General features: G+C 45.4%; 15 protein-coding genes. 10 read left to right on the top strand and 5 right to left on the bottom strand.

Annotated features, from left to right (window positions below):
* The first annotated feature begins 238 nt into the window (after positions 1–238).
* Positions 239–1,957 carry an acetolactate synthase 3 large subunit gene (locus AWH61_RS17085; protein WP_014975512.1) on the top strand — a complete coding sequence of 573 codons (1,719 nt, stop codon included), beginning with the start codon at positions 239–241 and terminating at the stop codon, positions 1,955–1,957.
* Positions 1,957–2,454 (top strand): acetolactate synthase small subunit, encoded by a 498-nt coding sequence (gene ilvN / locus AWH61_RS17080; RefSeq protein ID WP_014948084.1) that lies wholly within the window; start codon positions 1,957–1,959, stop codon positions 2,452–2,454. The genes AWH61_RS17085 and ilvN overlap by 1 nt, the downstream gene beginning before the upstream one ends.
* A 120-nt stretch (positions 2,455–2,574) precedes the next feature.
* Here the strand turns inward: ilvN and iadA are convergent, their stop codons facing one another.
* The 3 genes from iadA to AWH61_RS17065 are packed head-to-tail and all read right to left on the bottom strand — an operon-like array spanning position 2,575 to position 8,247.
* Positions 2,575–3,741, bottom strand: coding sequence for a beta-aspartyl-peptidase (gene iadA / locus AWH61_RS17075; RefSeq protein ID WP_075177740.1), 1,167 nt, complete (start codon positions 3,739–3,741; stop codon positions 2,575–2,577).
* Entirely contained in the window at positions 3,742–5,241 is a 1,500-nt protein-coding gene (gene yfcC, locus AWH61_RS17070) for a putative basic amino acid antiporter YfcC (RefSeq protein ID WP_075177739.1), read from the bottom strand.
* A 45-nt stretch (positions 5,242–5,286) separates the two neighbouring features.
* Positions 5,287–8,247 carry a TonB-dependent receptor domain-containing protein gene (locus tag AWH61_RS17065; protein WP_075177738.1) on the bottom strand — a complete coding sequence of 987 codons (2,961 nt, stop codon included), beginning with the start codon at positions 8,245–8,247 and terminating at the stop codon, positions 5,287–5,289.
* A gap of 502 nt (positions 8,248–8,749) precedes the next feature.
* On the opposite strand from AWH61_RS17065, the gene AWH61_RS17060 reads away from it, so the two are divergent.
* The gene (locus AWH61_RS17060; protein ID WP_249922676.1) at positions 8,750–10,360 is read left to right on the top strand and encodes a cyanophycinase; all 1,611 of its coding nucleotides are present in this window, start codon (positions 8,750–8,752) and stop codon (positions 10,358–10,360) included.
* Positions 10,361–10,367: 7 nt separating this feature from the next.
* Here the strand turns inward: AWH61_RS17060 and AWH61_RS17055 are convergent, their stop codons facing one another.
* Positions 10,368–11,429, bottom strand: coding sequence for a hypothetical protein (locus AWH61_RS17055; protein WP_075177736.1), 1,062 nt, complete (start codon positions 11,427–11,429; stop codon positions 10,368–10,370).
* A 177-nt stretch (positions 11,430–11,606) separates the two neighbouring features.
* On the opposite strand from AWH61_RS17055, the gene tatA reads away from it, so the two are divergent.
* The 7 genes from tatA to hemB are packed head-to-tail and all read left to right on the top strand — an operon-like array spanning position 11,607 to position 17,182.
* Positions 11,607–11,852 (top strand): Sec-independent protein translocase subunit TatA, encoded by a 246-nt coding sequence (tatA, locus tag AWH61_RS17050; RefSeq protein ID WP_230598753.1) that lies wholly within the window; start codon positions 11,607–11,609, stop codon positions 11,850–11,852.
* The gene (tatB, locus tag AWH61_RS17045; RefSeq protein ID WP_014948087.1) at positions 11,852–12,151 is read left to right on the top strand and encodes a Sec-independent protein translocase protein TatB; all 300 of its coding nucleotides are present in this window, start codon (positions 11,852–11,854) and stop codon (positions 12,149–12,151) included. Before tatA ends, tatB begins: the two co-directional genes overlap by 1 nt.
* Positions 12,152–12,907, top strand: a complete 756-nt coding sequence (gene tatC / locus AWH61_RS17040; RefSeq protein ID WP_014978169.1) for a twin-arginine translocase subunit TatC — start codon at positions 12,152–12,154, stop codon at positions 12,905–12,907.
* A 25-nt stretch (positions 12,908–12,932) separates the two neighbouring features.
* Positions 12,933–13,487: a hypothetical protein gene (locus AWH61_RS17035; protein ID WP_014978170.1), complete on the top strand. Its 555-nt coding sequence runs from the start codon at positions 12,933–12,935 to the stop codon at positions 13,485–13,487.
* Complete coding sequence (locus tag AWH61_RS17030; RefSeq protein WP_075177735.1) at positions 13,488–14,264, top strand: TatD family hydrolase; 777 nt, start codon at positions 13,488–13,490, stop codon at positions 14,262–14,264. It begins immediately after the preceding gene.
* A 12-nt stretch (positions 14,265–14,276) separates the two neighbouring features.
* Positions 14,277–16,175, top strand: coding sequence for a sensor domain-containing diguanylate cyclase (locus AWH61_RS17025; protein WP_075177734.1), 1,899 nt, complete (start codon positions 14,277–14,279; stop codon positions 16,173–16,175).
* On the top strand, positions 16,172–17,182 hold the full coding sequence (gene hemB, locus AWH61_RS17020; RefSeq protein WP_075177733.1) for a porphobilinogen synthase: 1,011 nt from the start codon (positions 16,172–16,174) through the stop codon (positions 17,180–17,182). The genes AWH61_RS17025 and hemB overlap by 4 nt, the downstream gene beginning before the upstream one ends.
* Positions 17,183–17,295: 113 nt before the next feature.
* On the opposite strand, the gene AWH61_RS17015 is transcribed toward hemB, so the two are convergent.
* Positions 17,296–18,807 carry a Ppx/GppA phosphatase family protein gene (locus AWH61_RS17015; protein ID WP_075177732.1) on the bottom strand — a complete coding sequence of 504 codons (1,512 nt, stop codon included), beginning with the start codon at positions 18,805–18,807 and terminating at the stop codon, positions 17,296–17,298.
* Positions 18,808–18,835 lie beyond the last annotated feature (28 nt).

The following is an 18,835-nucleotide window of genomic DNA, read 5'->3' as shown; positions in this document are numbered from 1 at the left end:
GCCTCTCTTAAAGCAATCATGATTATTGTTTGCATTGTTAATGCTGTGTAAATAAATATCCTATTTTCTTTCAAAATTACACTTAAGTCGAAATATTTATCCTAATTATTGCGAATATTGGGATATATATCTCACTTTTACGCAATTTGGTGTTTTATCTTCCTATTACCTTAGATATAGTCGGGGCATCGTCAACGTACGCTGACAAACCCCCCAACCCATTACAGGAGAAAGCACTGTGAAAATGATGTCGGGCGCAGCCATGGTGGTTGAAGCGCTAAAAGATGTAGGAGTGACACACGTGTTCGGTTACCCAGGTGGTGCCGTATTAGACATTTATGATGCGTTATTTGCGCAAGATGATGTCAAACACGTCCTCGTACGTCATGAACAGGCAGCCGCCCACATGGCGGATGGTTATGCACGTTCAACTGGCAAAACCGGCACAGTGCTCGTCACATCAGGTCCAGGCGCTACGAATACTATTACAGGTATTGCTACTGCATATATGGACTCTATTCCGATGGTTATTTTATCGGGACAGGTGCCGTCGAAGCATATTGGTGAAGACGCATTCCAAGAAACTGACATGGTGGGGTGCTCACGCCCTATCGTTAAGCACAGCTTTTTGGTAAAGCGCGCGGTTGATATCCCAGAAGCGATTGCTAAAGCTTATTATATTGCCAACACAGGTCGTCCTGGCCCGGTGGTAGTAGATTTGCCAAAAGATATTGTGAACGTAGCAGAAGAACACCCGTACGTGTTCCCAACTGACGTGACCATGCGTTCTTACAACCCAACTGAAAAAGGCCATCCTAAACAGGTCAAAAAGGCAGTTGAGTCGCTACTTAAAGCAGAACGTCCCGTACTGTATGTAGGTGGTGGAGCTGTAGCTTGCGATGCGTCTGCAAAGGTTATTGAGTTAGCCGAGAAGCTTAATGCACCGGTAACTTGTACGCTAATGGGCCTTGGTGCTATGCCGGGTACACACAAGCAATTTATCGGCATGCTAGGTATGCACGGTACGCTTGAAGCGAACAAGACTATGCATAATGCCGACTGCATCATTGCACTAGGTGCACGTTTTGATGACCGTGTTACTAATAACGTTGATAAGTTCTGCCCACATGCGGATATTATTCACGTTGATATTGACCCAGCATCGATTTCTAAAACCGTAAATGCGCATATTCCTGTGGTAGGTTCGGTAGATAAAGTACTTGATCAAATCTTAAGTCAGGTAAATAAGAAAGACTTATCAGGTCAAAGCGAAAAGCTGGCTGATTGGTGGCAACAAATTGAAACCTGGCGCGCTCGTCAGTGCTTAAACTACGCACAGGGCGAAGAGGTAATTAAGCCTCAGCGCGTTATCGAAGCCTTGTACAAACACACAGACGGTAAAGCCTACGTAAGTTCTGACGTAGGTCAGCACCAAATGTTTGCTGCGCTTTATTACCCTTATGATAAACCGCGTCAGTGGATCAACTCAGGTGGTCTTGGCACCATGGGCTTTGGTTTACCGGCTGCAATGGGTGTGCAGTTTGCGCACCCAGGTTCAACCTCTGTGGTAGTAACGGGTGACGGCAGTATTCAAATGAATATTCAAGAGCTATCTACTTGTTTGCAGTACAACCTGCCTATCAAGATTATCTCATTGAATAACCGTGCCCTAGGTATGGTTCGTCAGTGGCAGGATATGATTTATAAAGGACGTCACTCACACTCTTACATGGATTCAATGCCTGACTTTGTGAAGTTGGCAGAAGCTTACGGGCATGTGGGCATTAAAGTAGACAAGCTTGACGAGCTAGACGCAGCAATGGAGAAATGTTTCAGTTACACAGATCGCTTAGTGTTTATGGACATAGCAGTAGACCAAAACGAACACGTATATCCAATGCAAATTAAGTTTGGCGCAATGGATGACATGCGCTTAAGCAAGACGGAGCGAACCTGATGAAACGTATTATCTCTGTATTAATGGAAAACGCCCCTGGCGCACTATCTCGTATCGTTGGTGTATTCTCACAACGTGGTTACAACGTCGACTCGCTGTGTGTGGCACCAACCGACGACGCGAGCCTTTCGCGTCTAACGATTATCACGCACGGCGACGACAAAGTCATAGAGCAAATTACCAAGCAAGTGAATAAGCTTATTGATGTGCTCAAAGTAGTAGACTTGACTGAAGGCGCGCACATTGAACGCGAACTTATGCTGATTAAAGTCGCGACTCGCACTGAGTCGGTACGTGCTGAAGTGAAGCGGAACTCTGATATCTTCCGTGCGCGTATTGTGGATGTGAACGTAAACAACTACACCATTGAAATTACGGGCACCACAGATAAGCTAGATGCATTTGCCACGACTATGGGGCAGTGTGCTGAAATTATCGAATCATCGCGCACCGGTGTGTGTGGGCTTGCTCGAGGTGATAGGGCGCTTCGTCCTTAAATTGAGTTGCGTAAACATCGACTCAATACTTCACAGTTAATAAACGAAAAAGGGCGCTTGCGCCCTTTTTCTTGTTAAGGAGCAACGTAGTGCGATGCAAAGTTTGTCGTGTAGGTTTAGTTATTCAAACGTGCCTTTGACCAAAGCCCTGCCATGCTGAACCAGCTGCCTGCCTTTAGCGATAACGTGAACAATATCCAGTGTTTCCCTCTCGCACAGCACAATGTCAGCGTCACATCCAACATCGATTTTCCCCTTGCGATGCAGCTTAAGTCTCTTGGCGGGGGTGCTACTGACAACCGAAATGGCGTTCTCTAGTGATACATTGTGTTTTAATACCAGAGCTTTAAATGCGTCAAATAAACTTCCTACTTTACCCACTTCTAAGCCCACAAGCTGGCCATTATCATCGAATACTGGAAGGCTAGCGTTTCCATCTGAGCTCATGCTTAAACAGCTTGCAGGTACACCCTTATCTAGGCAATAGGCAACGGCCTCTGCAGCGGGTATTTCGCCCTCTTCAATAAATTGCTCGTTGGTGCTGGTGGTCATATCAATAACACCGCCTTTCTGTGTCCAAGCGATTCCTGCATCTAACAAACTTAGGTTTCTATTGATGTGAGTTGGATAGAACTGGCTTGCCGGAATATCTGTACTATCAACAACGTCATGCAAAACAGAAAGTTGGCGCTCTCCGTCGCCAGTGTGAATGTAAACAATACCTGCTTTGCCAGAAATCATGCCGCCAGTTCGTGCTTGTGCTGCAACCTCTGCAAGCGCCTGGACAGTCGGCTCGGCAGCTCTATGATCGGCAATTGCGACTTCTCCGACCCCGATCATACAGTCGATTAGCACAACGTCATCAGTAACGTTGCCTGTAATGGTGCGAGCCGGAAGGTGGTAGGAGCCAGTGTAACAATACGCACTGATCCCCTCAATGTTTAGGCCTTTTGTCTTAGCCACTAAATCAGGAAGTGTTCGCGTAGTTGCATCGGTACCTAATGCACCAATGACGGTTGTTACGCCATGTAAACTTGCGTCAGTCAGCGACATTTGAGGCGTACGTGTGTGAAAGCCACCCTCGCCACCGCCACCAGAAATATGCACCAGACTGTCAACAAGGCCTGGCAGCGCAATCAAATTACTGCCGTCGATAATGTTTAAAGAAGGTGAATGCATCGAAATGATGGGGGCAGTATGTGCAACTGCATTATTGGCGATAAGAATGTCGACTGTGCCTTGTGGCGAAGGCGAGTAACACTCTACATTTTTGATAAGCGTTAGCATTTAAGAAAAACCTATGAGAACGGCGGTGATAACAGTGAGCGACGCAAGTGTGAAAAGGCCGGCGCAAAACTTTGCAATAAATTTTACCCATGTTGTCCAACTTACGCCAGCCACACCTAAACAGCCTATCAGCGAAGCAGAAGTTGGAATAATTAAGTTAGTTAGGCCATCGCCTAGCTGAAAGGCTAGTACCGCAACTTGGCGAGTCACGCCCACAAGATCTGATAGCGGCGCCATTAGAGGCATAGTGATTGCAGCCTGTCCTGATCCAGAGGCAATAAAAAAATTGAAGATGCTTTGAAACAACAGCATGAGCCAAGCGCTCATTACAGAACCGGTTTGCGCTAATGTATTACCAGTGTGATGCAGCAAGGTGTTTAGCACAGAAGGTGAAGTCACCTCGTCACCGCCAAGCACTAAAACAATGCCTTTGGCCATACCTACAATGAGGGCGGCAGGCAGCAGCGATTGTGCACCGCTAACAAACGCCGCACTGATATCGTTCATGCGCATTCGGCCACCAACCCATGCAATGGCACCAATCAGAATTCCCATACAAAAAAACTGTGAGGCAATTTGAGGAATATAGTAAGCATGAACAATTACTCCCCACATTACCCAGTAAATACAAGCAAAAAAGGCGACCAGAATAAGTTTGTCGGTAACGGAAAAATGCTGCTCAGTGAGCTCATTTGTTGATGCGGTAGATGACGTGAACTCTAAAGAAGACGTCTGTTTGCTTACTGAAGCTGCATCGTTAAATGCTTGGTTACTATTTTTTAGCTGCTTTGCATAACGTAAAGTGAAGATTAAGCCAAAAACGGTAAACATAGCCCATATGGCCATGCGAAAATATTGGCCCGACATTAACGGCACATCAGCAATGCCTTGTGCTATAGCAACAGAGAAAGGGTTCATCCAGCTTGTAGCAAAGCCGATTTGCGTAGCCACATAAGTGACAAGCACCGCCATGATGCCGTTATAGCCCATGGCTGTCATTAGCGGCACTAGCACAATACAAAATGCAATGGCTTCCTCACCCATTCCAAATATCGCCCCACCTAATGAGAACAGCAAAAATAAAGCAGGGAGCAAGAGATTATCGGCGTGTTGGTAGCGTTTTATCAACGCCATAATACCGTTGTTGATGGCGCCTGTTTGCATCACTATGCCGAAGGCACCGCCAACGATAAGAATAAAAGCGATAACGCCGACTGCAGCGCCCCATTTGTCGCCCGAGACCATGCCATCAAAGGCATAATTAGCTATTCCCGTTTTGTTGCCTGTGCCATCGAATAACATAAAGCCATGGCTTTCTTCTGCATATCTGAAGCTATCGGCATCGAGCACGGTTTTAATGTTGCCGTCTGATGTGGTGATATTTTTTGTGTCAAAGGTACCAGCAGGAACAAGCCAAGACACTAGCCCTGCAAGCAGTATTACAAAGAATAAAATTACGAATGCATCAGGCATTCGCGATGTTGAAGGTGAATGTTGCAACCTTACCTCCGAAAGTGAAGAGGGCTTAACGCCCTCTGTTATCACTTAGTGAAAATAGTAACTAAACGCAAGTGTGTAGCGCGTACCAAATGGGTCATGGTTAAAGGCATCAAAACCTCTACCTGAGCCATAAGCCGTAGGGGCATCTCGGTCAAATACGTTGTCAACAGTAAGGCGCAAGTCAGCATTCTCAAAGTAATAGCCAGCGCTGAGTGTTACGGTAGTCCAGCTGCTTACATCGCGGGTATCATCTTCATCTTCAATGGCGCCCAACTCGATTAACTCATCGATTTCTCTGCTGCGTAAACGAATGATATCGTCGTCATAGCTGCCAGTATAGAAAACGTAAGCACCTACGTACCAATCCTCTTGAACATAGAAAAGTTCAGCTGTAGCAACAGTTTCAGGATAAAGGAAAGTGCCCGCTAATGACTCAATTTCATCAGAGCCAGGTCTATTGCGATCGTAGGTCAGGTAGTGAGTACCAGAAAATCCTAGCTCCAACGTGCCACTATTTAACTGAAAGTCATGGTCTACGTCCCAGTCGATACCTTCGAGTTCTTGAGTGCCCGTATTATCAAGCAATAAAATATGATCTCTAAACAGCGGTAACTCATCAAAACGCGGGTCGTCAAATTCAACCCAAGCGTTAAGAATTTCAGTTAAGTTAGCGCCCTCATCTTCAATGGTATTTCCTGCGCTATCGGTAACTAAACACAGGTCTTTCAAGTAAGAAATGCCAACCTCTCCCTCATCCAATACACCGCAATGGCGAAGTGAAGCATCGGTAATGGCACGGTCTAGAACCCCCGTCATGTTGGTATCAACAATGTCTTCGTGATCGAAGGTCCAGTAATCAACCGTAATCGTGGTGTTGTCAGTTGGGCTATAGGCAAAGCCAAATGAGTACGTTTCAGACTCTTCAGCGCGCAGCGCTGGGTTACCAAGTTCAAGAACGTTATTGCCGCGAACGCTACCTTGCCCCTCGCAATACAAATCTGCAACGGCGTCGTTCGCTGAACAGTCGAAAGATGCGCGAGTCGTTCGCAGCTGCACGCCTGCTTGAGTCAAAGAAGGCGCACGGAACGCTGTAGACCACGAGCCGCGAAGTACTAAGTCATCAATAGGGCGGTAGGTGAAGCCCACTTTTGGATTAAACGTGCTGCCAAAATCATTGTAGTCGTCAAAACGACCCGCAAGACTAATATCTAACTGATCGGTAATAGGAACAAAGAGTTCAGTAAAGACGCCCATCTGATTTCTGTCTGCCGCTGAGGCACTTGAACCGAATCCAAAAACATCGACAAGAAAGCTATTTTCCGCTCTCGCTTGTGAGTCTAAAGACGGCAAGTCAGTGATTTCTTCCCGTCTGAATTCAACCCCAGCTGCTAGCAAGACAGCATTGCCATTCCACTGCGCTATTTCACCGTTAATTTTGGCATCTAGGCCGAACATTTCGCTGGTTCCATCACGAGTGGGGCGTGCTTGTGTTAGGCCCAAGATAGCGTCGTTTTGCGCATCGCCTACTAGAAAAGGGTTATAGGCAGATAACAGTGCGCCGCTGCCACAGCTTAAAATATCGTTTGTGCTGTCATACTGCGCAATCTCAACCGTATCACAGAGCTCTCCGTGAACGGCGGCTGTATATAGATAGCGGTTGTAGATACCTTGTGTTGCAACCTGTTCAGACTCACTGCGAGAATAAAGGGCACCAGCTTCCCATTCCCACTCACCAAAGTACCCCTGTAAAGACGAAACTAGGCGAATGGCGTCAGTTTCTATTTCGACGGTACGTGGGGATACAAATCGAGCATCGTATTGAAGACCTTCAAGTTCACGACCTGCAACAGTATCAAAGGAGCCTATGAACAAGTTGTCAATAATTGCGTTACGCGCGTCGTCCTCAAGTACGTTAAGAGCATCTAGTTCTATCCATGCTCCTTCTTCATCGTTTACCTGATTAATCGGTGATGGTGTAGAGAACGACGTTGATTTGGTATGCGAGGCAAGAAGATCTGTCCGCCACGTAATGTCGTTACCTTGATAGGTATAGGTGAAGCCTCCTGACAAGGTTTCTAGCGGCGTTTCGAAATAGTCATCTTCATTGGCATAATAGGCACAAACTTCCTCATCGAGCTCCGTTATTGTAAGCTCATCAGGACAGTTAGGTGCAGGCATTTCATAGCGGTCTAGTGTGCTATCAAAGTAAATGTTGGGCTGCCCTTTAGAAAGATATGAGTAACTACTTTCCAAAATAGGATCGCGTGTTTGCGAAAAGTCGGTTGCCCTTATCGCTTTTCTATCGAAGTAGTCAAAAAACGCCGTTAAATTACTGCCGTTATCAAAATTTTTACCCCACAGCATTTTAACATTGAAGGCACCATGGTCGTTGCCGTTGGTGGTGTTCTCGTAATTAGTTTGAAGCTCTAAGCCTTCATAATCGTTTTTGAGAATATAATTAATAACACCTGCAACGGCGTCCGCACCATAAATCGCCGATGCACCCGTTGCTAGCACCTCTACGCGCTCTACTGCAGAGGCAGGAATGCTATTGATATCAACAAAATTTTCAGTGCCAGAAGCGAATGAGCTTGCTGCAATTCTGCGTCCGTTCACAAGCGTTAATGTTGAAGAGGGCCCAATGCCTCGAAGTGACGCTGCCGCTTGACCGGGTGGTGTAGAGGTAGACGTCGCCCCACTTTGGGTGGTGTCAAATGTACCAACGCCTCCACGGGTTTGCGTCACCGTGCGCATTAGCTCTGAAATGGTAGATGCGCCTGTGCGTGCAATATCTTCTGAAGTTAGAATAGTTAGCGGCTGCGCACCTTCCATATCCGCACCGCGTATATTACTGCCGGTGACCTGAATGCGCTCTACAACTTCTTCTTCGCTCGTTTCTTGTGCTGATACAGATTGCGCAAACACAGCGCCAGATATACAAAGCGATAGGTAGCTTAGCGTGCCAACAGACACACCTAATTTGTGAACTAACGTCGATTTTTTCATTATTGTGATCCCCATAACGCGCACGGTCTAATGCCGCTTTTTGCGCGATTCAACACTTGTTTAGATAAAAATTTGCTGCAAGGCGCAGCGTGACCGCTTCAATGAATTGAAGGGCGCAGGAGCTACTCGTCGAACCACTCCGACAAGTAAAAGTTTTGATAGCGATAGTTGCCTAGGTTGGCAGCTTTCTTAAGCATTTATAAAAACCAGTGTTGTGACGAATTATGCACTTCGTCTGAATCAAATACTGTTATACGGCGTGAACTTTACCGTTGACATTAATAATTAGTTAACACTACGGTGAATAAAAGTCAATCAATTAAATGTTCCGTTGGTTTTAATGAAAGTTATTTTTTTGCGCGCAAATTTTTACTGTTTTAAGGCTAGATTAAAAGCACCGCTTCTATCGCTTTTTTATATTTATCTTTCTGTATTTTCTATGTTTTGTTTTGGGTCTTCAAACCTTGTTTTGGCTGGAGGAGCACTAAAAACATGTTCAAGTATGTCAAAACAAAACTGCACATCACCGTCGACGTTTTTGTCGGGGAAAGCGGAAATTTTGTACGAAATAAATCAGCAGTCACTACTTAGATATCAAAATTTGGCGAACAAATACTCACAAAACAATGATTTTTTATATTCAAAATTAGTGAATGTATATTCATCTGGGGGTGAGCGGTTATATTCAAAAAATGCGCTGCTAGACGCCCTCAATGATGCCGGGTTATCAAACAGCGATATTCAATTCCTTTCTGATACTGACTACTTCATTTTGTTGGACTCCCTAGAAGCGCAGCAAACTGATGAGCTAGGCAATCGATTGCAAGAGCAAGTATCGTTAGCAAATACGAAAGCTAGGGCGTCAGTTGATATCTATACCGCATTTATTGAAGCTGCACATGCGAAACGACAGGCTAAAATTGCGGAAAAGGTGAACGCCGACACATCCGTTCGAACGACTATCGGCATTGTAACGGCATCGTCTCGAGACCCATTTGAAGCGGTAGACTTTTACGAGGGCGTTTTTCAACAATTTGACGTAGATGTAATTTGGATCCCATTAACTCCCGCTTTTCAACAGGCCGTTTACGTTGAAAGTTTTAAAGGCCAAGGCTGTAACAAGTTAGCATTTTTTAGAGCTCAGCATTCGCTGTTTGACAAACAGAGGTTATACCCTGAGCGTACGAGCAAACAGCGCTCATGGTGTGAAGACAACCAGTTGGCCATAAATACATTATCTAGTCTCGATGGCTTATTTTTCAACGGCGGAGACCAAAGTAAAACCCTTGCTGCGCTAAGTACTCCAACAGGAAAACCCAGCGACTTTCTTATTGAACTACGTGATCTCTGGCGAGACGATCAGCTAGTAGTAGGGGGGACCAGTGCAGGAACAGCAGTACAGGCTGGTGGATACAACAATCATCGACCTGTTCCCATGTTAACAAGTGGAAATTCGATGGGCGTCTTATCCGGTGGTGTGTATGGCGTTGATCCCACATCACAACGCTGTGAGGACAGCGCTCAATGTGAAAATCAACTAACAGATGGCGCAATGACTATCAACCCTGCCGGCGGTTTAGGGCTTTTCAATTTTGGCTTACTTGATACTCACTTTTCAGAACGTGATCGCGAAGTCCGTCTGATCGCTGCCACAGCATCAAGCGGCCAATCGTTTGGCTTCGGTGTCGATGAAACTACGGCGTTGATGGTCGACGCAAAAGCCCCCTTTGAAAACGTGTCTTTCACTGTATTGGGCGAAGGCGGGGTGTTTATTGTAGATATGAGCAAAGGTAAAGAAGATATCACTCATTCTCGCATTGGCTCCAAACGCATAATTGCAGGTGAGGCGAGTTACTTACCAGCTAAGACTTCCGGACAAATAACATCGGGTGAGCTGAAACTCACAATTGAATCATCGGAAAAGCCTGCTTCTTTCAAACGCAACGAGCAGGGAAAGTGGCGACAGAAATCGGGTGACCTTTGTCGTTCTAAAGGCATGATTCGCTGGCAAAATGGTGGGAATATACACGTGTTGCAGCCTTCAGAAGCCTCGCGCTTTCACAAACTGCGTTATTGTGCTTATAGCAAGGTTCCGTTTGTAATTTACGATTAGGTTGTGTTTAAGTATCGCGCCCATAATAGGCTTCTACGCGCAGGGCTACGCCGTATGAGGTTTTAAAATCCTCTTCACGTAGCCATAAAACGAAAGGCTCTACCTCAAAGAATAGCCAATCGCGCAGCATGTTGTTACGCCACCTAAACCCGCCATAGACTTCTTCTACGCGAAAGTTGGGTTGGCTAAGCCCTTCCACCATAAAGTGAGGAATAACGGCGTTATGTTGATCTACCGAAAACAAATGGTGGACCTCGTGACGCCATAGCCAGTCGTTGGTATCGTCGCGGTAGTAGTAGCGATTATTTTGTCGAACCAGGTGCTTTTTATTGATTTCGTATTGAAAAGCGACGCCCACCTCCGCACCCAAACGGTCACGGGTGTAATAGTAAAGTTCGGCGTCGTATAGCATGGCCCATTGTTTTGAAAAGGCAAAAGCATCTCTGTATCGGGTCATCGCATATAGCTGGTCGCGGCGACCAGCACCAATTCTAAATGAGTAGTGAGAGTCTTGCTCAGGACGAAAGCGAAGCGCAATGGTCGTTCGATCGCGGTTGTTATTGCCGGTATCCCTCGCGGCTCGTATTGTGTTGTTCTGTGTCTCGTCTTCGTTATCACTTAATAGTAAATCAACGCGTTCTTTTAAAGCCGGTAGGCGAACTCTTACCCTGAAGCGCAAATCCGTATCCGAGAGCATGCCACTTCTTGGCTCCCAGGCAAGTTGAACACGACCTTCGGCTCTAGCTTCCTTCTGTCCTGAAGCCCCTATTTCATCTGAACTTTCAAACAAACCATCAAGCTGTTTTACGGTGAAGTCCATGGTGTCGGTGAAGCTACGCTGCCAAATATCAAACCATTGCTCATTAGGTATTGAAGGAGGCAAGGAGTGTGTACTTTCTTGTGTCGAAGTAGCGCTGTTAGTAAGCGTATTTTCTGGTCGAGCAATATCCCGATAGGTTATACCTACACTGGTCGCATTTACGGGGGAGTTCAACGTGTCAGCAGCTGAGTCAGGTGCAACAGGTAAAGCGAGCAATAAATGGCAATAGACCACAGTAAGGCATAGCATTGCTCACTAACTCCTTGTAAAAATTAGCATAGTTGAATGTTTCGACCATTCGCATTGGGGATATATAGAGCATGGATTGTCCCAACCAAAACGTCAATCTTTATTCATTGAAGTAAATATTCAGGTGAAAGCATCAGCAGGCAATGGCATACTGTGCTAATCGATGTAAGGGAGATTATTTTTATGGGTGGTATTAGTATTTGGCAGTTGCTGATCATACTAGTTATTGTGGTGCTTTTATTTGGTACGAAGCGCCTTAAAGGTATAGGTACTGATTTAGGCGGCGCAATCAAAGGCTTCAAAAAAGCAGTCAGCGAAGAAGAGAAAGACGCAGACTTCGAACAAAAGAAGCAAGTTGAAGAAAAGTCAGCAGCAGAGCCTGTTTCAACTAAGACGCAGAGCGACGTTAAAGAAAAATCCTAATGTTCGATATCGGCTTTTGGGAGCTATTGGTTATCGGTGTACTGGCACTGCTTATTTTAGGGCCAGAAAGACTGCCGGGTGCCATGCGCTCAACTATAAATACAATTCGTAGCGTGCGTAATGTAGCAACGGGCTTTAAGCAAGAAGTTGAGCATCAGTTGCGTGTGCACGAATTGCATGAAAATTTGAAAAAAGCAGAGCAGCAAGGGCTTAAAGATCTTTCACCTGAACTTGAACAAAGCGTCGATGAGCTAAAAAAAGCTGCAGAGTCGGTTCAAGAACCTTATAAAAAGCAATAGATGTCTGACGCTAATAACCTTATTTCTCATTTAATTGAATTGCGTAGCCGTATTCTCAAAGCCCTTTTGAGCGTACTTATCGTCTTCATTTGTCTTGCGGCGTTTGCGCAAGACCTTTATAAGCTATTGGCGATGCCATTGCTTGAAGCCTTACCTGAAAATGCGAGCATGATTGCAACCGACGTTGCATCACCTTTCTTTGCTCCGTTTAAACTTACACTGGTGTTATCGTTTTTTATTGCTATTCCCTATGTGCTCTATCAAGTATGGGGGTTTGTGGCTCCGGGTTTGTACAGAAATGAAAAGCGCCTGGTAGCGCCTTTACTACTTTCCAGTACGCTGCTGTTTTACGCAGGTATGGCGTTTGCCTACTTTGTGGTATTTCCAATAGCGTTCGCGTTTTTTACAAGCGTAGCACCTGAAGGTGTAACGGTAAGTACAGATATATCCAGTTATTTGAACTTCGTCTTGAAACTGTTCTTTGCATTTGGGGTCTCATTCGAGATACCGATAGCCATTATCTTAATGTGCTGGACTGGAGTAACCGACGCTAAATCGCTCAGAGCCAAGCGCCCTTATGTGGTTGTTGGCGCGTTCGTGGTTGGCATGTTGCTAACACCACCCGATGTTATCTCTCAGACATTATTAGCTATTCCAATGTGGTTGCTGTTTGAAGTAGGGGTTATTGTTGGAGGCTTTTACGCCGGTAAAACGCCAAAAGATGATGCATCCACTCAAACAACGGATAACACATAGAAGTTGAAAAAAGAAAGGAATAAAAATGAAAACTCGACTGATATCTCTTGCCACATTATTGTGTGCTTTTGGGGCGTTCAACGCTCACGCTGAAACTGTAGCCGATGCTATGGAAAAATGCCGTAACACAGACAATAGCTTAAAGCGCTTAATCTGTTACGACAATATTGCGAAATCACTGAATCAGTACGACGGCGCAAGCGCACAAGTTAGCCAATTACAGGCGTATCGTTCTGAAGCCGCCACTCAACCAAGACCTCAAGTCGAAGCGAACAGGCAGCCTGTTGTGAATAGACCGGCTGAAGCTTCAGAGCCGAAAAATGACTTTGGTTTAGAGCATAGACGTGATTTATCAGCCGAGGCTTCAGAAGTTTCATTGACTATTGCGTCATTTAAAGATTCCCTTCGAGGTAAAAAGATTATTACCTTTAGCGATGGCTCGGTATGGCAGCAGAGCGATAGTGCTTACTTGAAGATTGAAGAAGGTCAGCAAGTATCCATTGAAAGAGGTCTCTTAGGTTCGTTTTATCTAAGCGTAGAAGGCGTTAACAAGCGTATGAAAGTAAAACGCGTAAAATAAATGCCTTGGTTTGATGCTGGCGTCAACTTGCTTGATAAGCGATTTGACGCCGATGAAGTTATACAACGAGCACAAGATGCAGGGATAGAAAAACTCTGCATTATCACCACGCATCCCAGTGAATGGGACGCCGCAGTAGCGCTATATAATAAGTATCCAACCCAATGCTGTTACACTATCGGTGTCCATCCTCACAATGCGAAAGATGTCACGCCAAGTGATTACAAGCGGTTACGCGAACTTGCACAACAGAAAGGGTGTGTTGCAATTGGTGAATGTGGTTTAGACTTTAATCGCAATTTCTCCCCACAGCCCGTTCAGTTGGCAGTGTTCGAAGCCCAGTTAGACATTGCGGCTGCATTAGACTTACCCGTGTATTTACATGAAAGGGATGCGTTTGACGAACAAGTCGCGTTATTAACCGAGTATATGCCTCGTATAAAAGGTGGTATTGCCCACTGTTTTACTGGGAATGCAGAGCAGGTTCAGCACTACCTTGCGCTGGGGCTTTATATTGGTATTACTGGCTGGGTATGTGATGAGAAGCGAGGCGAAGCACTACGCGAAGCCGTGAAGTCTATACCTTTAAACCGTCTTATTCTTGAAACAGATGCGCCTTATCTGTTTCCCAAAACCCTTCGACCCAGAAAACGTAATAACGAACCTGCTTTTTTACCCCATATCGCTAAACAATTAGGCGAATATCTGCAAGTTGAGACTGATAAATTACGTATTAGCAGTTATGCTAATAGCTGTGAGTTGTTTTCTCTCAGCTAAACATAGGTTTATATGCAGACAAATCTGAAAGCGATGCGCAAGTATGATGCGGGTCTTATTCTTATCACCCTAGTGGCCGTTGTTGCATTTGTGTCTGTGGTGTTTAGTTTGTCTCCTAACACCAGTGCAACACCACGATTCTCGCAGCTTACTTATCTCAATGTAGATAATGGAAATGCGCTCGATTTTACTACCATTACTCAAACGCCGCTTACCGACTGGACACCAATATCTTCACCCATTAACTTGGGTATGAACACAAGCGTACATTGGTTTTCAATGGTCATTGCGCCAACACAAAGCAATGAAAGTCGATTTCTATTGCACATCGACTATCCCCTTTTGGATAGTTTAGACGTTGCGATTTACAGCCAAATAGGCAGCACGCCTATTGCTACTTATTCAGGTGGCGATGGCCTGCACTTTGACAACCGGCCCGTTTCTCATGTGAAGCCACTATTCCCCCTACCAGTAAGCGCTCAGTCGCAGCGGGTGATTATTCGAGTACAAACCTCTGGCAGCGTACGCCTTCCTATTCGTATATGGGAAGAAACAGAGTTTATTGCCTATACATCAAGCCGTAACCTGGCATTGGGGATATTTTTTGGCATCTTGGTAGCAATGGGCGTGAGTAACGCATTTTTAACGGTAACGACAAGTAACGTGTCGTTCCTTTATTACTCTGGCTATGTAATGAGTTTGGCGCTTATATTGGCGACGTTACACGGCTACGGCTTCTCCTATATGTGGCCGGGAAGCACATGGTTTCAAGGTAAAGCAATTCTTGTGTTTGCTAACGCGACTATTATGTTTGCGGCGATGTTTACGCGAAGCCTACTACCTATTAGAGCCCACAGCGTAAAGCTAGATAAAATCACACAGGCAATCAGTTGGGTGTGCGGGTTAAGTATAATCCTCGGCCTTATCTTGCCTTACTCGTTCATGATAAAGGCGTTCCTGTTACTGCTTAGCCTCATCGTTATTTTTACTCTTGGGTTAGGTATTTGGCTAACGCTCAAAGGGGTGGTCGTAGCACGTTATTTTACCATTGCTTGGGGTTTTCTATTAATTAGTGGGCTAAGTGCGAGCCTTGATAACGTTAATATTATTCAGTTGCCTATTTCGTCAAATAACCTGCTGATCATTGGTGGCGCGGTTGAAACACTCATCTTGGCACTTATCTTAGCGATTAATTATAGCCACAGTCGCGATGATCTCATTGAGGCGCAGCAGTTCGCGCTAGAGCAGGAAAAACAGGCAAATACCGCCAAAGAGAACTTACTTGAAGTACAAAAGCGTTATCAAGATGACCTGGAGTATAAAGTACAAGAACGCACCTTAGAGCTAGAAATTACGTTACGCGAATTGTCTGAAGTAAACCAAGAACTGGAAAGGTTAAATGCAATAGATCCGCTCACGGGAGCGCACAACCGTCGACATTTCGATAAGCGTCTGCGTTCTGAAGGGCGACGCAGTAGACGTGAGCAAACACCATTATCTCTCATCATTGTTGACGTGGATCACTTTAAGCAAATTAATGATCAACACGGACATGATGGTGGTGACGCGTGCTTAATTCACGTCACCAATGTCTTTCAGAAGCACATCCATCGCCCTACAGATGACTTGTGTCGCATAGGTGGTGAAGAGTTTGCCATTATATTGCCTAATACTGATCTTGAAGGCGCTTTTCACGTTGCCGAAAATATGCGAGATAGCCTTGCGTCGACCCCACTTGATTACGAAGGGGAAACCATTAAGCTAACTGCAAGCGCGGGCGTTTCTACAACCATTATTATTGATGAAGAGCACGCGCAAAATCTTTTCAAGTTCGCCGACGAATGCCTTTACGAAGCCAAGGCTGCGGGCCGCAATACAGTAATACATAAACATTTACAGGAAAAACTATGACATCTTCACCTTTCCCTCAAAGAAGAATGCGCAGACTACGCGCCAAAGATGCTTTAAGAGGGCTTGTGGCAGAGCACCGTTTAACCACTGACGATCTCATTTACCCTGTTTTTGTACTACCCGGTGAGAACGCACGAGAAGCCGTACCTTCTATGCCTGGTGTGGAAAGACTTTCTATCGATTTGCTAGTGCAAGAAACGGCGAAATGGGTAGAGCTGGGCATTAGAACGATTGCGCTTTTCCCTGTGACACCTATGTCTCTTAAAACCGAGTGTGCAAGTGAAGCGTTCAATCCTGAAGGGCTTGCTCAGCAAGCTATGAGAGCGCTTAAAAAGGCGTTTCCTGAAGTAATGCTGATGTCTGATATCGCATTAGATCCATTTACGTCTCATGGTCAAGATGGCCTCTTAGACGAAACTGGTTATGTGATGAACGACGAAACAGTCGAGGTGCTCATTAAGCAAGCGTTATCGCATGCTGAAGCTGGCGCTGATATTGTTGCGCCTTCTGACATGATGGATGGGCGCATTGGCAGTATCCGAAAAGCACTTGAAGAAGCAGGTCACATCAATACGTGTATTATGGCTTATTCTGCTAAATACGCGTCTGCGTACTACGGTCCATTTCGTGATGCCGTCGGCTCCGCTGCAAATATAAAGGGCGGCAACAAGAAAACCTATCAAATGGATCCTGCCAACACCGATGAAGCACTCCACGAAATTGCGCTTGATATAGAAGAGGGCGCTGACATGGTAATGGTGAAGCCAGGTATGCCGTATTTAGATGTTGTGCGTCGCTGCAAAGACGAATTTAAAGTACCGACATTCGCTTATCAAGTAAGTGGCGAATACGCTATGCATCAAGCTGCTTTTGCTAATGGTTGGCTAAGTGAAGACGCGGTGATCCTAGAATCGTTGTTAGCGTTTAAGCGCGCTGGCGCCGACGGGATTCTGACTTATTTCGCTCCGCAAGCTGCTGCGCTTTTAGCGAAGCAAAACGACAAGTAATACAACAACCAAAGGTTCGACAACAAAAAAGCCGTGCAATGCACGGCTTTTTTTTCATGTTTTTTCCGTTTATCGGAATACATATTTAACGCATTCTATCTGTTTGTAAGTGATTACTTACAAACCAGTTCACAGCCAGCTTTATGCTGAAGCCAGCATTCGTTTGCTAGCTCTGCGTTGATTAAAGGGTGCGATTTCAACCAGCCTTCAGGAAAAGTAAGTGTCCACTTACTTTCTTCGCACTGCAAAGTTACCTCTGGTATATGTTTATTCTGACGACGCAGACATAACACCACTGCTATACGTAAAATTCGCAATAAGCCTTTTAGCATTGGACGGTAGTCTTCGTGGTACTTTTCAAATACGTTTGGCTTTATGTTTAACCTATGCTGAGCAACTAAATCGCGGATGGCGGCGCGCTGAAGGCGCGTGAAGCCGGGCAAATCAATGTGACTTAATATGTATTCACCATGCTCATGATGGCGCTTATATTCAATGTGAAGACCTATTTCATGAAGCTGTGCGGCTGCACCTAAAATGGTTTCGGTATCTAAATGACAAATGTTCTGTTGTGCGCAAAGTTGATGGCATAAAGTAAGCGCTACGTGACTAACCGAGTTCGCGTGACTGGCATCTACATGATAACGATGTTTTGCCTGATTAAGGGTCTGCTGGCGACGATCATTCTCGGTAACGTTATCTAACATTCCGTAGATAAGTCCTTCTCGAAGCGCACCACCAGAAATATTCATGTGCTTGATATTTAGCGCTTCAAATAAGCTGATGAGGATCGCTAAACCAGACGGGAAAATAGCTTTTCTGTTATCTTCCAATCCGTCGATATCAAGGGTTTTAATGCTGCCGCATTCAATACATTGCTTTTCTAAATGATACAAATAGTCTAAGCGGATAGCATCACTAATGCCCTGTGCTACAAGAATCTCAGTAATGGCTTGCGGCGTGCCAGATGCACCTAAACAATTCTCCCAATCAAAACACAAAAACGCGCTAGACACATCGGCAATAAGCGCGTGTGCGGCTTGCTTGGCATTGTCGAAATTGTCTTCGGTGATAGTGCCGCCGGTGAAATAGCGTTCCATAAACGTTACGCAGCCCATATCCAAACTCTTAAGATGGATAGGCTGCATGTCGTTGCCGATAATGATTTCTGTGCTGGCGCCGCCAATATCTATGACTAAGCTATTGCCTTGGTTGGCGGATGTGTAGGCTACGCCAAGATAAATTTGTCGCGCTTCTTCTTCACCGCTAATCACTTCAAGTTTGTGATTGAGAATCTCTTCTGCCTTGCGAATGAATACATGCGCATTGGTTGCCAGTCGCAATGTAGCGGTCGCTACAATTTTAATATTAGAAGGGGGGATATCCTGCAGGCGTTCGGAGAATACTTGCAGGCATTGCCAGCCGCGTTCCATGCTTACGTCATCAAGTGCTAGCTCATCATCTAAACCTGCTGCTAGGCGCACTTTCTGTTTAATTTTCCCTATTATTTGCACACTGCCGTTAACAACGTGAACAATCACCATGTGAAAGCTGTTAGAGCCTAAATCTACGGCGGCGTAATACTCGCCGTAGGTTTGTGCGTCGTGCTGGAGTTCTGCCTGCATAAAACCTCGATTCTTATTGAGTACCTTT

The sequence above is a fragment of the Alteromonas sp. W12 genome (assembly GCF_001924945.1).
Taxonomy (GTDB): Bacteria; Pseudomonadota; Gammaproteobacteria; order Enterobacterales; family Alteromonadaceae; genus Alteromonas; species Alteromonas macleodii.
The sequence above is the reverse complement of the archived record's forward strand: the minus strand, read 5'-3'. Positions and strand labels throughout refer to the sequence as shown.

Coding starts and splice junctions, on each gene's coding strand:
- ilvN (WP_014948084.1), top strand. CDS start 1,957: ATGAAACGTATTATCTCTGTATTAATGGAAAACGCCCCTGGCGCACTA.
- iadA (WP_075177740.1), bottom strand. CDS start 3,741: ATGCTAACGCTTATCAAAAATGTAGAGTGTTACTCGCCTTCGCCACAA.
- AWH61_RS17065 (WP_075177738.1), bottom strand. CDS start 8,247: ATGAAAAAATCGACGTTAGTTCACAAATTAGGTGTGTCTGTTGGCACG.
- AWH61_RS17060 (WP_249922676.1), top strand. CDS start 8,750: ATGTCAAAACAAAACTGCACATCACCGTCGACGTTTTTGTCGGGGAAA.
- AWH61_RS17055 (WP_075177736.1), bottom strand. CDS start 11,429: ATGCTATGCCTTACTGTGGTCTATTGCCATTTATTGCTCGCTTTACCT.
- tatB (WP_014948087.1), top strand. CDS start 11,852: ATGTTCGATATCGGCTTTTGGGAGCTATTGGTTATCGGTGTACTGGCA.
- tatC (WP_014978169.1), top strand. CDS start 12,152: ATGTCTGACGCTAATAACCTTATTTCTCATTTAATTGAATTGCGTAGC.
- AWH61_RS17035 (WP_014978170.1), top strand. CDS start 12,933: ATGAAAACTCGACTGATATCTCTTGCCACATTATTGTGTGCTTTTGGG.
- AWH61_RS17030 (WP_075177735.1), top strand. CDS start 13,488: ATGCCTTGGTTTGATGCTGGCGTCAACTTGCTTGATAAGCGATTTGAC.
- AWH61_RS17025 (WP_075177734.1), top strand. CDS start 14,277: ATGCAGACAAATCTGAAAGCGATGCGCAAGTATGATGCGGGTCTTATT.
- hemB (WP_075177733.1), top strand. CDS start 16,172: ATGACATCTTCACCTTTCCCTCAAAGAAGAATGCGCAGACTACGCGCC.
- AWH61_RS17015 (WP_075177732.1), bottom strand. CDS start 18,807: ATGCAGGCAGAACTCCAGCACGACGCACAAACCTACGGCGAGTATTAC.